Source organism: Hymenobacter lapidiphilus, assembly GCF_013377885.1.
Taxonomy (GTDB): Bacteria; Bacteroidota; Bacteroidia; order Cytophagales; family Hymenobacteraceae; genus Hymenobacter; species Hymenobacter lapidiphilus.
On the sequence record NZ_JABKAU010000061.1, the window covers coordinates 1 to 14,480 of the forward strand.

The window sequence follows — 14,480 nt, forward strand, 5'->3', positions numbered from 1 at the left end:
TAGTTATGAAGTATTACCTCAGGTTATGCGTTGTTGGTCTTGGTCGTGTTCTAACCGAAAGCCAGAAGCCAGCAACTACAAACCAACTCCTACCCGTATTGCTGCCGGGTGTAGCGCCAGAACAGCTCGGCAGGGCGGCTCAGGGGTTGGCCCTGCACCCACAGGGCCTCGAACTGCCGGGGCAGGTGCAGCCCGGTTATGGGCACCAGCTCCAGCCGGCCGGCCGCCAGCTCCCGGGTCAGGGCCCGGCGCGATACGAAGCCCAAGGCTTCGGGGGCAGCTTCGAGGTAGGTTTTAATGGCTTCCGTGTTGTCGAAGTAGAAAATCACGCGCAGGTCGGCGAGCCGGATTTTCTGCTCGCGCAGGGCGAATTCGAGCACTTCGAGCGTGCCCGAGCCCCGCTCGCGCAGCACCAGAGGGTGGGCCAGGGCCTCGGCCAGTGGCAGCGGCGCAGGCGGAGGCCCGGCGGGCGTGGCCCGGCGCACAGCTACCAGCTCGTCGGCCAGCAGGGGCTCGTAGTGCAGGTCGCGGCTCTTGGCGCGGCCCTCCACGAAGCCCAGATCGAGCTGGCCGGCCAGCAGGGCACTGGCAATCTGCTCGGAGTTGGCATTGAGCAGCGTTAGCTCGATTTGTGGGTAGCGGGCCTGGAAACCGGGCAGCAGGGCCGGCAGTTCGTACTGGGCCAGCGTAGTGCTGGCACCCAGGCGCAGGCGGCCGGCGGCCTCGCCGCGCAGGCTGCGCAGCTGTTCGGCCAATTGCTCGTGGCGGGCGGTTATGTCGTCGGCGTGGGCCAGCAGCAGCGCCCCGGCCGCCGTGAGGCTGATGCGGTTACCACGCCGCTCAAACAGCCGCTGCTGGTACGCAGACTCCAGCTCGCGCACGTGCTTGGTAACGGCAGGTTGGCTGATGTACAGGTCGCGGGCAGCCTTGGTGAAGCTCAGGTGCCGGGCTACGGCCTGGAAAACCTGGAGGCGGAAATCGGGCATGGCTGCAAGGTAGAATGATTGCCGAGACGTTACTGCTAGAACGACTGCTATACCTGTAGGGGCGGGGCTTAGCTTCGCTGTCCTGCGGTTGTCCCCGCCCGCCGTTGAACTGGACCGTCTGAACAAAACCGTTGTGGTGGTGCGAATGGCGGGCGGGGACAAGCCCCGCCCCTACGCCGTTCTGGGTTCAGCACCGAGTCTTGGTTATCTTGCCTGAAGTTCCACCCTCTACCCTGATGATGCACAAACCGATTATAACTGCCCTGCTCCTGCTGCCCTTGGCGGCCGCAGCCCAGAATACCTACACGCCCGAACTCCTGCTGAAACTCGGCCGCCTGGGCGAAATGCAGGTGTCGCCGGACCAGAAAACGGTGGCTTACACCGTGACGCGCTACTCGCTGACGGATAACAAGGGCCAGTCGGATATCTGGACTGTGCCGGCTGGCGGCGGCGCGGCCCGGCAGCTCACCAATACGCCCACCGTTTCCGAAAACACGCTCAACTGGCGCGCCGATGGCAAGCTGACGTTTATGAGTGCCGAAAGTGGTTCCGACCAGTTGTATGTGCTGAACGCCGACGGTTCGGGCAAACAGCAGCTCAGCAATTTTCCGGTTGAGGAAGGCGTGGCCAACCTCAAGTACGCGCCCAAGGGCAACTTCATCTTGTATACCCAGGATGTAAAAACCGGCAAATCGGTGCAGGACTGGTACCCCGACTTGCCCAAGGCCGACGCTAAAATCATCGACGACCTCAATTACCGCCACTGGAGCAGCTGGGACGACCACAAGGTGTCGCACGTGTTCTTTCAGCCTGTGGGCACCGAAGGCAAGCCGGTGGGCGCGGGCGGCAAAGACATTATGGCCGGCGAGAAGTTCGACGCGCCGCTACAGCCCTTCGGCGGCTCCGAACAGCTGGCATTTTCGCCCGACGGCTACAGCCTGGCTTATACCTCGCGCAAGCTCACGGGCAAGGCAGAGGCCGAAAGCACCAACTCTGATATTTACCTCTACGACATCCGCACGGGCCAGACCACGAACCTGAGCGAGGGCCTGGGCGGCTACGATACCGAGCCGGTTTTCTCGCCCGATGGCTCGCAGGTGGCCTGGCTGAGCATGGCCACGCCCGGCTTCGAGTCGGACCGCAACGGCATCGTGGTGTATGATTTCAAGAGCAAGAAGCGCCAGGACGTAACGGCCGGTTCGGAGCAGACGGCCGGCAACGTGCGCTGGAGCCCCGACGGCAAAAGCATTTACTTCGCCAGCGCGCTGGCCGGCACCCAGCAAATCTTCATGGTGCCCTCCAAAGGCGGCAAAGTGAAACAACTCACGAAGGGCGCGTTCAACTACAACGGCTTCGAGCTGGCGGGCAAGGACGCGGTTATCGTGAACAAAACCACCCAGGCCAGCCCCGCTGACTTGGTGCGCGTGGACCTGAAATCGGGCCGCGAAACGGTGCTCACCAACATCAACCAAACCGAGCTGGCGGGCGTGAAAACCGGCAAGCTGGAGTCGCGGATGGTGACGACCACCGACGGCAAGCAGATGCAGGTGTACGTGACCTTCCCGCCCGATTTCGACCCAGCTAAGAAGTACCCTACCTTACTTTACTGCCAGGGCGGCCCCCAGAGCCCGATTTCGCAGAGTTTCTCCTACCGCTGGAATTTTCAGCTGATGGCGGCCCAGGGCTACATTGTGGTGGCCCCCAACCGGCGCGGTCTGCCCGGCTTCGGTACCGAGTGGAACAACAGTATCTCGGGCGACTGGGGCGGCCAGCCCATCCGCGACTACCTCTCGGCCATTGACGCGGTAAGCCAGGAATCGTATGTGGATAAGGACCGGCGCGGCTGCGTGGGCGCCAGCTACGGCGGCTACTCGGCGTACCAGCTGGCCGGAAAGCACGAGGGTCGCTTCAAAACGTTCATTGCTCACGCCGGCCTCTACAACCTCACCAGCTGGTACCCGAGCACCGAGGAAATGTTCTTCGCCAAGCACGACATTGGCGGTGCGCCCTGGGAAACGCCGCTCCACAAAAGCTACACCGAGTTCAACCCCCAGCAGTTTGCCCAGAATTGGGATACGCCCATCCTCGTCATTCACGGCGCCAAGGACTTCCGGGTGCCCGAGGGCCAAGGCATGGAGGCATTTGGCACGGCCCAGCTGCGCGGCATCCCGAGCCGCTTCCTTTACTTCCCCAATGAGGGCCACTGGATTCAGAAGCCCCAGAACGCGGTGCTCTGGAACCGGGTGTTTTTTGAGTGGCTCGGCCGCACGCTGAAGCCCGAGGGCCAGGCGCAGCGGTAGGTTGCTCGTTTGTTATCGAAGTTGTTTAGAAAGCCAAAAGAACGTCATGCTGAGCTTGCCGAAGCATCTCTACCGCTTCGTTGAATGTAGTAGAGAAGCGGTAGAGATGCTTCGGCAAGCTCAGCATGACGGGCCCATTAATAGCACAGCGTTTCTAAACAGCTTCATTAACTCTAAGCCCGCCGACGCCGATGTGTCGGCGGGCTTTTTTTTGGCTGATTCGGAAGTACCGGCACTAGTAGCGGTTGACAGCGTTGGGTAAGGCAACCCGGGGGCTGTATCTTGGTCCCTGGTTTCAGAATCATTCTTACCGCATGAAACAACTTGTACTTCTTCTGACCCTGCTGACCGGGGCCCTCAGCCTCCGCGCCACCCCGCTCACGTTTCGGGTCGATATGCGCCAGCAGACCGTTCCGGCCGCCGGCGTGCACGTGGCGGGCACCTTCCAGCGCGCCGCTGGATACGCCGCCGACTGGGACCCGGCCACCGCGGCCCTCACCGACCCCGACGGGGATAAAGTGTACGAGCTGACGGTGAACGTGCCGGCCGGCACCTACCGCTATAAATTCATCAACGGCAACGGCTGGGGCGGGGCCGAGCCCGTGCCGGCCACCTGTGGCCAGGACGACGGCGGCGGTAATTATAACCGCATGGTAACGGTGGGCTCCTCGGCCCTGCGCCTGCCGGCTATTGTCTTCAACGGCTGCGCTACCCGGCTGCGCTTTATAGTGAACATGCAGGGCCAGACGGTATCGGCCGCCGGTATCCATGTGGCCGGCAACTTCCAGGCCTTGGCCGGCTATGCCACCGACTGGGACCCGGCCGCCACTACGCTCACCGACGACAACGCCGACGGCGTGTACGAGGCGGAAGTGCAGCTGCCCGCTCCGGGCCGCTTCCAGTACAAGTTCATCAATGGCGACACCTGGGCGGGGGCCGAACTAGTGCCGGCTGACTGCGGCCAGGATGATGGCAGCGGCAACCGTAACCGCACCGCCGATGCCCTCCAGGATGCCAACGTGGTCGGGCCGGTATGCTTCAGCAGCTGCGCCAGCTGCGGGGCCTCGCCCACCAACTACGCCACGCACTGGTGGAACGACGCGGTGTTTTACGAGGTGTTCGTGCGCAGCTTCTACGACAGCAATGGCGACGGCAAGGGCGACTTTAAGGGCCTGATGCAAAAGCTCGACTACCTCAACGACGGCGACCCGGCCACCACCACCGACCTGGGCGTAACGGCCCTGTGGCTGATGCCCATGATGGAGTCGCCGAGCTACCATGGCTACGACGTGACCGATTACCAGGCCACCGAGCCCGATTACGGCACCATGGCCGAATTCGAGGCGTTCATGGCCGCCGCTCACGCCCGCGGCATCAAGGTAATTATCGATCTGGTGCTGAATCATTCCTCCGAGCAGCACCCTTGGTTTACGCAGTCGGCCAGCAGCGCCAGCAGCCCCTACCGCGACTGGTACCGGTGGTCGGCCACCAACCCGGGCTACTCCGGGCCTTGGGGCCAGCCGACGGTGTGGCACCCGCGCAACGGCAGCTACTACTATGGCATTTTCTGGAGCGGCATGCCCGACCTGAACTGGAGCAACCCCGATCTGAAAAAGACCATGTGGGACGCCACCCGCTTCTGGCTGAACAAGGGCGTGGACGGCTACCGGCTCGATGCTGTGAAATACCTCGATGAAAACGGCCCGACCCTGGAAGACACCCCCGCCACCTTCGACCTGCTCCACGAGTTCAACGGCGTGGTGAAGCAGGCTAACGCCAACGCCTTTACTGTAGGCGAGGCCTGGTCGAAGACCCCGGCCGTGCTGCCCTATGTAACCAACAACCGGCTGGACGTGTGCTTCGAATTCGATCTGGCTGACGCCATCGTGAATGGAGTTAGCTCGGGCAGCGCGGTCGGGCTGCGCAGCCAGCTGCAGCTGGTGGATGCCACCTACCCCAAGCTCCAGTACGCCACCTTCCTCACCAACCACGACCAGAACCGGGTGCTGGGCCAGCTCGACGGCAACCTGGCCCGCATGAAGCAGGCGGCAGCCCTCTACCTCTCCATGCCCGGCGTGCCCTTCCTGTACTACGGCGAGGAAGTGGGCCTGCTCGGCAGCGGGGCCGATGAGGAAAAGCGCAAGCCCATGCAGTGGACGGCGGGCACCAACGCCGGTTTCAGCACCGGCACGCCCTGGCGCGGCCTCAATAGCAACTACGCCCAGTTCAACGTGGCCACCCAAGCCGCCGACCCGGCTTCGCTGCTCAACCACTACAAGAAGCTGATTGCTCTGCGCACCACGCACGAAACCCTGCGCAAGGGCTACCTGCTACCCGTAACCACCACCGGCACCAGCCTGCTGAGCTATGCCCGCGTGTACGGCACGGAGGCCGTCGTGGTAGCCGCCAACCTGGGCGGCAGCGCCATCAGTCAGCCGAAATTCATGCTCCCACTCTCGTCGTTGCCAGCGGGCAGCTACCGGGTCACGGAGCTTTACTCGGGCCAGGCTGTTGGCACGCTCACGCTCGATGCCCAGGGCGGTTTCGGCAACTGGCAACCTAGCACCACGCTGGGCGCCAACGAAACCTGGCTCTTGCACCTGACGCCCCAAACCGTTACCAGCACCCAAACCGCTCAACGGCTTTCGGCCCAGCTCTACCCCAACCCTGCCCGCCAGCAGGCCCAGGTGGTGGTAGCCGACCCGGCCGGCCGCAGCACTGTTACCGTGTTCGACCTGCGCGGCCAGCTCCGCCAGCAGGTCACCTTCAGCGGGCCCCGCTACCAGCTCGACACCAGCTCCTGGCCCGCCGGCACCTACCTGGTGCGGGTGCAGTCGGGGAAGCGCACCACGGTGCAGCGGCTGGTGGTTGTGCCGTAGGCAGCTTGCCCTGGGCACTCCACTTGCCCTCGCGGCCGCACACCGAGGCCCAAAGGGCCGACGAACGGCAAACTTCTCACGCCGGATTTTGCGCTGCGTGGCTGCCCCGATATCCGATGCGCGCTGATGAATGCCTGCTGGCTGCCCGGGCGGTTCAGCCAGCTTGTTCCTGACGGCCTGGAACCCGATCAGCCAATCGACCGGACAACAACGCGCTACTCACCATCAAACAACCAAAAAAGCGCCACCACGCGAATCATCACGTAGTGGCGCTTTTAGGTTGCTGTTTTGAAGCTGAAAACGATTGTAAACGCTCCCGGACCGATTTCTACACTACCCGGAAAAGCGGGCAGAAAGTCATCAGTTCAGCAATTGGAAAATCTACTGGGGCATCAATACCTGGTTGATTACGTGGGTTACGCCATTGTTCGACTTTACGTCGGCCTTGATAACCGTAGCGCCGTTGATCATTACGGTGCTACCGCTGATGCTTACTTTCAGCTTCTTGCCATCCACCGTAGTAACTTCCTGACCATCTTTCAGGTCGGCGGCCATTACGCTGCCGGATACAACGTGGTAGGTGAGGATGCTAGCCAGCTTTGCCTGATTCTCAGGTTTCAGCAGGTCGTCGAGCGCGCCGGCGGGCAGGGCATCAAATGCTTCGTTGGTAGGAGCGAATACCGTGAAAGGACCACCGCTGGTAGCCTTATCGGCGAGGCCGGAAGCTTTCAGCGCGGTGGCGAGGGTGCTCATCTGCGGTACGGCCATGGCATTTTCAGCCAGATTTTTTCCGCTCGTGTCAGCCGCGCCCATGTCTTCATTCATGTCTGTAGCCGGAGCGGTATCCATGGCACCGGCATCCGTTGTTGCCATATCGGTGGTGTCGGTAGCGGCAGTATCGGCAGTATTGGAGCAGCTGGCGCTGCTAAATGCCAGGGCCGAGGCAACGAATACGGTGGCCAGGGTACGGGCTGGGAAGTTGAAGGGTGTCATTTTCATGTGGAAAAGGGCTAATGTTTTGGTTTATAAGGTTTACAAAGTCAGACATGGGATATTTTGTTTAAAAAAATTAATGCACTTACGATCCGGTTAGCTGACGACCCCAATTAGTTGTGCCAATTTTGCGAACGGTGCATCCTGCTCTATCCGCCAAAGCCGGCTGTCCTTTTCAGTTCATCACACCTGCGCATTCATGACCCCACGCCTATCCACCCTGCTACTTGCCGGCCTGCTATTGACGGCCACCGCTACATCGGCTCAAAAGTCCCGGCCGGCTCCGGCCAGCTCGGCCAAAAACGCAGAGTCGGCCATTAAAGAGGCCGACCTCAAGCGCGACCTGTTCGCGCTGGCCGGCGACAAATACCGGGGCCGCGAGGGGGGCACGCTCGACGAGCTGCGAGCCTCCAGCTGGCTGGCCGAGCAGATGCGCGCCATTGGCATGCAGCCGGCCGGCGACGATGGCACGTACTTCCAGTGGTTTAACCTGCGACGCACCCGCCTCACGCCGGCCAGCACGCTGCGTATTGGGGGCCGTACGTTGCGGCCGGGCCACGAGGCTGTGGTGGTAGCCCCCGTGAATGCTCAACTGAAGGCCAAGCTGGTATTTGTGGGTACAGGTACGCCGGCGGAAGTGGCCAAGGCCAAAATAAAAGGCAAAGCGGTAGCCGTGCAGCTCTCGGGCGAGCCTACCGACGGCATCAGCTACCGCCGCTACCTGTTTGGCAAGCTGCGCGAGCAGGCCGCCGAGCTGGCCAAGGCCGGGGCCGTGGCCGTGGTATTTGTATCAGACGACAAGGCCCAGGCGATTTATGAGCACTGGAGCCATATTTTTGAGCGCGGCCGCTACGGCCTGCCCGCCGACGAGTCGTTGAAGATTGTGGGCGACCAACTGCCGGTGGTGTGGCTGCCGATGTCGGAGGCCGAAGCCCTCAGCAAGTCGGGCCAGGAGCTGGTGGCCGATCTGCGGGCCGAAACGTTCCTGTATCCGTCGGTGAACATAGTGGCCCGGCAGCCCGGCACCGATGCCCAATTGAAGAGCCAGCACGTGCTCTTCAGCACCCACCAAGACCATGATGGCGTGCGCGCCCCGGTGGCCGGCGACTCGATTTACAACGGCGCCGATGACAACGCCACCGGCTGCGCGGCGCTGCTGGCCATTATGCGGGCGTTTAAGCAGCAGCCGGCCAAACGTTCGGCGCTGTTTGTGTACCACGGGGCCGAAGAGCGCGGCCTGCTGGGCTCGCGCTACTTTTCCAACAAGCCCACCGTGCCCCGCGAATCCATCGTGGCCGTGCTCAATGCCGAAATGATGGGCCGCAACGCCCCTGACTCGGCCGCGCTGCTGGGCTCCACCCCGCCCCACCTCAATTCTTCGGACCTCGTGAAAACCGCCCTCACGGCCAACCAAGCCGGCCCCAGGTTCAAGCTGGACACCGAGTGGGACAAGGCCACCCACCCCGAGGGCTGGTATTTCCGCTCCGACCACCTGCCCTATGCCCGCCTGGGCATTCCGGCGGTTATGTTCACCTCGCTGCTGCACGCCGACTACCACACGCCCAACGACGAGCCGGCCACCATCGACTACGGCAAGCTGCGCCGCATGACGCAGTGGCTGTACCTGACTGGCTGGGCCGTAGCCAACCGCCCGGCTCCGCCTGCCCGCGAGCCGGGTTTCAGGCTGGAGCGATAGTAGCTTTCCTTGCTCGGAGCCTTACCCAGCCTGCTCTCCCTGCCCCGCCACTGTTTCCGTTACCCGGTTGATGTCGCCGCTGAGCTTGTGGATAAACTCCAGCTGCTCGCCGAGCTGGGCATCGTCGGTTTCGGGCGTGGGGGCGGGCGGCAGCGCGGGGGCCTGGGGTTCTTCGGGCAGGTTGGTTTCGCCGAGACGCAGCAGGCCGCGCCGCAGCTGCTGCTGCGCCTGGCGCAGGGCTTTAAGGTCGGTGGCCGATAGCGTGGGCCGGATTTCGCCAGCCAGCAGGGCCGAGGTAATGGCCGCCACGTTGGCCGCCAGAATGTGGTTGAGCACCACGAACTCGTGCACCTCGGCCGGGTGGCGCTGCTTGGTGCGGGGCTCAGAAAGCATGCGCTGGAAGGCCGCGCCCAGGTTGGCCGACGTCACGTACACCTCCTTGCGGGCCAGCTTGTAGTCGAGCAGGGCGACGGGCGAGCCCAGCAGGGCCTGCTGCAGCGTGCGCAGGTACTCCAGGTTGGCCCGCAGCACCGGCCGCAAAAAGCCCTGCAGCTGCTCCGACTCCCAGCGCGGAAACAGCAGGTAGCCAACCGCAAAGGCAATACCGCAGCCCAGCACCGTATCGAAAATACGCTCCTGTACCACCCGCACGTACCCTTCGCCCAGAAAGCTGAACAGAATGAGCACGAAGGGCGTCATGAAAGTAACCGTAATCAGGTAATTGAGCCGGGCAAAGCTGAACGACACAATCATAAAGCCCACCATCAGCGCCAGCAATACCAGCCGGTCCGAAATCAGCCAGAGCATCACGGCGCCCAGTATGCCGCCGAGCAGCGTGCCTAGTATGCGTTGGGCGTTGCGCTGCTTGGTGAGGCTGAAGGCCGGCTTGAGCATGTAGGTTATCGTCATCAGCACCCAGTAGCCGTGGTAACCCGCCAGCATTTCGGTGATAATGAAGCCGATGAGGGAGGCCACCAACATCCGTAGCGCGTGCCGGAAAATGCCCGAGCGCATGGTGAGCTGGCCTGTGAGCTGGCGGAGCGTGAACTGCTGGTGGGCCACAAACCGGTCGAGATCCAGGCCGGTTGGCCCGTTTGCCTGCAGCGTGAGCAGGGGCGCGGCAGCCTCGGCAAAGTAGCCCTGCATGCTCTGCAGACGGGTTGTCAGGTTGCGCAGGTTTACCAGAATTTTGCGCAGTGGCAGCACCGAGCCGGTTTGGGCGGGGGCGGCTTCGAAGGCATCGAGGCGGGCTTTGAGCTGGTTGAGGCCGGCCAGCAGATCGGGACGGGCGGGGCGGTAGGTGTAGTTGCCCTGAATGGCGAAACCCACCCGCTCCAGCTCGGCGGCCAGCGCATCAATTTCGCTGGCAAAGGCATCGAGCAGGCCATCGGCTTCGAAGCGGCGGTGCAGCTCGGCGTAATCGTAGCTCGTGATGGTAACCTGTTCGTAGAGGTCTACCAGATCCACGAACGTGAGCACCAGCCGGCGGCCGGTGTCGGACGACTCGCTGACCAACTGGCGGGTTTTAAATAGCAGTTCGCGCACCACGTCCTGCTTCTCGCTTACCCGCACCTGCTGGGCCACCAGGCGGCGGTAGTCGGCCTCCAGGTTGGTGCCGGTGCGGTAGAATTCGGCCTTGAGACGCAGGAAGCCCGCCACCGCCAGCACGGCCTCGCCCAGGGCCTGCTGGGCCTCGCGGTAGGGCCGCAGCCGGTTGAGAGCCAGCGCCAAGGCCAGGTACCACACCCCGCCCGCCACCACCAGGCCCGCATTGCTGAGCACTTGGCTGGGCGGCAGCGGCTTATCGAGCATCAGAATCATGACCAGCAAGCCGGCCGTACCCACAGCCCCGGCCCGGTTGCCGTACACGAGCAGCATAGTCAGCCAGAAGCTGACGGCCACCACCAGCGCCCCCAGCAGCCACGGATACGGCTGCACTAAACCCGTCAGCAGCGCCATCAGGCCCGTGAGGGCCACCGCGGCCAGCCCACCGTTGCGCTTGTGCAGCGGCGGGCCGGGCGTGTCGGTCAGGCTCACGCACAGCGCCCCCACCGACATGGCCACGCCGGTTTCGAGCCGCCCGAGCAGCCCCAGCACCAGGCCGGGTACCAGAATGGCCAGCGTAGTGCGCAGGCCGTCGGAAAACTCCTGGCTCGAAAAAAAGTAGCGCAGCTGGCGGGCGTAGTTGGCGGACATGCGCGGCGGCAAACGGGGTTTAGGGAGTGGGCAGCGGGCTACAGCGCGGCGGCCTGGGTGCAAGTTGCAACGCCCTGGCCATATTCTGCCCCGGTGGCGGTTGTAATCTGGTGGCTGGCCGGTATCTTCGTTCCCCTACTTTTGTTTGGTTTGATTTTCAGCCCAACTTATGCCCGATGAGATGCGGCCAATACTACCGGCTGATGCTCCGGCTCCCGATGAGCTATTAAACACCCTGCTGGAAGTATCGCAGACGGGCGTGATGCTGATGCGCCCGATTTCCGAAGCTGGGGGCAGCATCATCGACTTTGTCCTCGAGTACCTTAATCCGGCCGCCCAGCGCCTGCTCGGGCAGCCCGAGCGCCCGGCCCACACCCTGCTCAGCATTTACCCGCACGCGGGCTTTGCTACGGGCATTTTTGCTTTCTACCGCGACACGTTCGAGTCGGGTATCAGCCGGCAGGAGCACTTCAACTACCAGTACGACGGCATTGATGGCTACTTTCGGGTAGTGGCCCGGGCCCAGGGGCCGCTGCTGGTCGTGAGCATCGCCGACGACAACGACACCCCGCGCACGGCCATGCAGGAAGCGCTGCGCCGGAGCCAGCAGGCCGAGCAGCAGGCCCGCGCTGCCGCCGAAACCGAGCGCAACCTACTGCAGGCCCTTATCACGCAGGCCCCCGTAGCTATTGGTCTGTTTCAGGGCGACGATTGCGTGATTGGGGCAGCCAACAAGCTGGAGGAAGAAATTCTGGGTTACTCCGCGGCTGAGCTGCTGGGCCGGCCGCTACTAGAAGCCGTGCCCGAACTGCGGGGCCAGGGCTTCGACGAGCTGCTCCGCGAAGTAGCCCGCACCCGCATCCCCTTCCTGGGCCAGGAAGTACCGGCCCAACTACGCCAGCCCAACGGCCGGCCCGAAATCCGCCACTACAACTTCGTGTACCAGCCGCTTTACGGCCCCAATGAGGCAATGCTGGGCGTTGTGAGTGTTGCCGTTGACGTAACCGAGCAGGTAACGGCCCGCCAGCAGGTGCAGCAGCTCAACGAGGAGCTGGCCGCCGTGAATGAGGAGCTGCACGCCGCCAACGAGGAGTACCAGACGGCCAATCTACGCCTGCTCGACACCCAGCTGCAGTTGCAGCGCCTCAACGAAGAGCTGGACAGCCGGGTAACGCAGCGCACCGCCGAGGCCCAGCAGGCGCTGGCCGAGGCCGAACACCAGCGCGGCCAGGCCCGGCTGCGGCAGGAGTTGCTGGGCCAGATTCTGGGCCAGGTACCGGCCATTATCGTCACCTTCAGCGGCCCCGACCACCGCTTCACCTTCTTCAATGAGCCTTACCAGCAACTGGTAGGGGGCCGGGCTGCGTTGGACGAAACAGCCGCTGGCCTGCTACCCGACATGGTGGAGCAGGGCCTGATAGGCATCCTCGACGAGGTGTACAAAACCGGCCAGCCAATGCTCACGCGCGAAACACCGGTTGAGTTCTCCCACGAGCCCGGCCAGCGACGCTACCTCGACATCACCGCCCAGCCCCTGCTCGATGCGCAGCAGCAGGTGCGGGGCGTACAGGTGTTTGCCATGGATGTAACCGAGCGGGTGCTGGCCCGGTCGGAGCGCGAAACCCGCCAGCGCGAGCTGCAGACCATTTTCGAGCAGGTGCCGGTGCCTATTACCATTCTGCAGGGCCCCCAACTGCTGGTGCAGCTGGCTAACCGGACTATTTGCGAGCTATGGGGCCGCAGCCCGGATCAGGTAATGGGCCAGCCCTACTTCGAGGCCGTTCCTGCCACTGCAGGCCAGGGGTTCGAGGAGATTCTGGCGGGGGTAATGCATACCGGCGAAACCTTTTTTATAAACGAGCAGCCCGCCCAGCTCGACCGCGCCCACACTGGTCTGCCGTCGCTGGGCTACTTCAACTTTGCTTTCCAGGCCCTGCGCGACGAAACCGGTAGCATTAATGGCCTCGTGGCCATCGGGACTGAGGTAACCGACCAGGTGCTGGCCCGCCAGCAGGTACACGAGCTCAACGAGCGACTGGCTGCCATCAACGAGGAGATGCAGGCAACCAACCAGCAGCTGGCCGATACCAACCACCGCCTCAGCCGCACCAATGCCGACCTCGATACGTTCGTGTATTCTGCCTCGCACGACCTTAAATCGCCCATTACCAACGTAGAGGGGCTGCTGCTGGCCCTGCGCGAACACCTGCCGCCAGAGGCTTACGAGTACGAGCACGTACCGCAGATGCTGGCCATGATGGAGGACGCCGTAACCCGCTTCCAGCAGACGCTGGCCCACCTCACCGACGTGTCGCGGCTCCAGCAAAGCACCACCGACCAGCCGCCCGAAGCCGTAGACCTGCCTTCGCTGGTAGAAGCCGTGCGCCTCGATATGGGCCCCGAGCTGGAAGCCGCCGGTGCCAGGCTGGAAACGGAGCTCGACGGCTGCCCCACGGTGCAGTTTTCGGCCAAAAACCTGCGCTCCGTGGTGTATAACCTGCTCAGCAACGCCATTAAGTACCGCACGCCCCAGCGCCCGCCGCATGTGCGGCTGCACTGCCGGCACGTAGGCCGGCAGGTGGTGCTGGAAGTACACGACAACGGCCTGGGCCTGAGTGAAGCGCAGCGCCGGGAGCTGTTTCAGCTGTTTCGGCGGCTGCACAACCACGTACCGGGCTCGGGCGTAGGCCTGTACATGGTAAATAAGATGGTGGAGAATGCCGGCGGCAGCATTGAGGTGCGCAGCGAGCTAGGCGTAGGCACCACCTTCACCGTGTTTTTACCCGCCACCGAGTAGCTTCTTTGCCCATTGGGCTATGCCGCCCGACAGACAATTACCCGCAATAATTCGCCCTTAACCAGCAGCGCGAAACTTACCATACCTGTATGCAAAAACTACCGAGCGTTCTGCTGATTGATGATGATCAGACTAATAATTTCCTCAACGAGCTGCTGATTAAGAAGCTGGACGTAACTGAGCGCGTGCTCGTGGCCGAAAGCGGCACCGACGCGCTAAGCCTGCTGGCCCGCAACGCCCCCGATGCGCCCGACCTTATTCTGCTTGATGTGAACATGCCCGGCATGAGCGGTATCCAGTTTCTGGAGGCCTACCAGCAGCTGCCCGCCGAGCAGCGCGGCGCCACGGTAATCGTGATGCTCACCACCACCATGGATGCCCGCGACCTGGGCCGCCTCGACGAGCTATCGATTGCCGGCCTGGTCAGCAAGCCGCTCACGAAGGAGAAAGTTGATCACCTGCTGCAACTGCATTTCCAGCGGCAGCTGGGTGGTTAACCCAAGTTGCGGAGCAGGTCTGTCGGCACGATGTAGGGGCGGGGCTTGTCCCCGCCCGCCGTTGGAACGAAGCGTTGCTGGGCCTTAAACAATCGTTCCAGGCGCTGTTCTAACGGCGGGCGGGGGGGAGCCCCGC

The 14,480-nt window shown here is 63.1% G+C and carries 8 protein-coding genes; 5 read left to right on the top strand and 3 right to left on the bottom strand.

Annotated features, from left to right (window positions below):
• Positions 1-89: 89 nt before the first annotated feature.
• The gene (locus HW554_RS19250; protein WP_176910160.1) at positions 90-986 is read right to left on the bottom strand and encodes a LysR substrate-binding domain-containing protein; all 897 of its coding nucleotides are present in this window, start codon (positions 984-986) and stop codon (positions 90-92) included.
• A 236-nt stretch (positions 987-1,222) separates the two neighbouring features.
• Between HW554_RS19250 and HW554_RS19255 the strand changes: the two genes are divergently transcribed.
• Together HW554_RS19255 and HW554_RS19260 are read left to right on the top strand one after the other, a co-directional pair.
• Complete coding sequence (locus HW554_RS19255) at positions 1,223-3,286, top strand: S9 family peptidase (protein WP_176910161.1); 2,064 nt, start codon at positions 1,223-1,225, stop codon at positions 3,284-3,286.
• A gap of 314 nt (positions 3,287-3,600) precedes the next feature.
• A complete protein-coding gene (locus tag HW554_RS19260) occupies positions 3,601-6,165 on the top strand; it encodes an alpha-amylase family glycosyl hydrolase (RefSeq protein ID WP_176910162.1) in 2,565 nt (854 codons plus the stop codon).
• Positions 6,166-6,546: 381 nt separating this feature from the next.
• Here HW554_RS19260 and HW554_RS19265 read toward each other — a convergent pair whose 3' ends face one another.
• A complete protein-coding gene (locus HW554_RS19265; RefSeq protein WP_246285497.1) occupies positions 6,547-7,164 on the bottom strand; it encodes a fasciclin domain-containing protein in 618 nt (205 codons plus the stop codon).
• A 193-nt stretch (positions 7,165-7,357) separates the two neighbouring features.
• On the opposite strand from HW554_RS19265, the gene HW554_RS19270 reads away from it, so the two are divergent.
• Positions 7,358-8,854, top strand: coding sequence for a M28 family peptidase (locus tag HW554_RS19270; protein WP_176910163.1), 1,497 nt, complete (start codon positions 7,358-7,360; stop codon positions 8,852-8,854).
• A gap of 21 nt (positions 8,855-8,875) precedes the next feature.
• On the opposite strand, the gene HW554_RS19275 is transcribed toward HW554_RS19270, so the two are convergent.
• Positions 8,876-11,050, bottom strand: coding sequence for an FUSC family membrane protein (locus HW554_RS19275; RefSeq protein ID WP_176910164.1), 2,175 nt, complete (start codon positions 11,048-11,050; stop codon positions 8,876-8,878).
• 181 nt (positions 11,051-11,231) lie between these two features.
• Between HW554_RS19275 and HW554_RS19280 the strand changes: the two genes are divergently transcribed.
• Together HW554_RS19280 and HW554_RS19285 are read left to right on the top strand one after the other, a co-directional pair.
• Positions 11,232-13,847: a PAS domain-containing protein gene (locus tag HW554_RS19280; RefSeq protein WP_176910165.1), complete on the top strand. Its 2,616-nt coding sequence runs from the start codon at positions 11,232-11,234 to the stop codon at positions 13,845-13,847.
• Between the two features lie 89 nt (positions 13,848-13,936).
• Positions 13,937-14,344, top strand: a complete 408-nt coding sequence (locus HW554_RS19285; RefSeq protein WP_176910166.1) for a response regulator — start codon at positions 13,937-13,939, stop codon at positions 14,342-14,344.
• Positions 14,345-14,480 lie beyond the last annotated feature (136 nt).

Coding starts and splice junctions, on each gene's coding strand:
- HW554_RS19255 (WP_176910161.1), top strand. CDS start 1,223: ATGATGCACAAACCGATTATAACTGCCCTGCTCCTGCTGCCCTTGGCG.
- HW554_RS19275 (WP_176910164.1), bottom strand. CDS start 11,050: ATGTCCGCCAACTACGCCCGCCAGCTGCGCTACTTTTTTTCGAGCCAG.
- HW554_RS19270 (WP_176910163.1), top strand. CDS start 7,358: ATGACCCCACGCCTATCCACCCTGCTACTTGCCGGCCTGCTATTGACG.
- HW554_RS19260 (WP_176910162.1), top strand. CDS start 3,601: ATGAAACAACTTGTACTTCTTCTGACCCTGCTGACCGGGGCCCTCAGC.
- HW554_RS19265 (WP_246285497.1), bottom strand. CDS start 7,164: ATGAAAATGACACCCTTCAACTTCCCAGCCCGTACCCTGGCCACCGTA.
- HW554_RS19285 (WP_176910166.1), top strand. CDS start 13,937: ATGCAAAAACTACCGAGCGTTCTGCTGATTGATGATGATCAGACTAAT.
- HW554_RS19250 (WP_176910160.1), bottom strand. CDS start 986: ATGCCCGATTTCCGCCTCCAGGTTTTCCAGGCCGTAGCCCGGCACCTG.
- HW554_RS19280 (WP_176910165.1), top strand. CDS start 11,232: ATGCGGCCAATACTACCGGCTGATGCTCCGGCTCCCGATGAGCTATTA.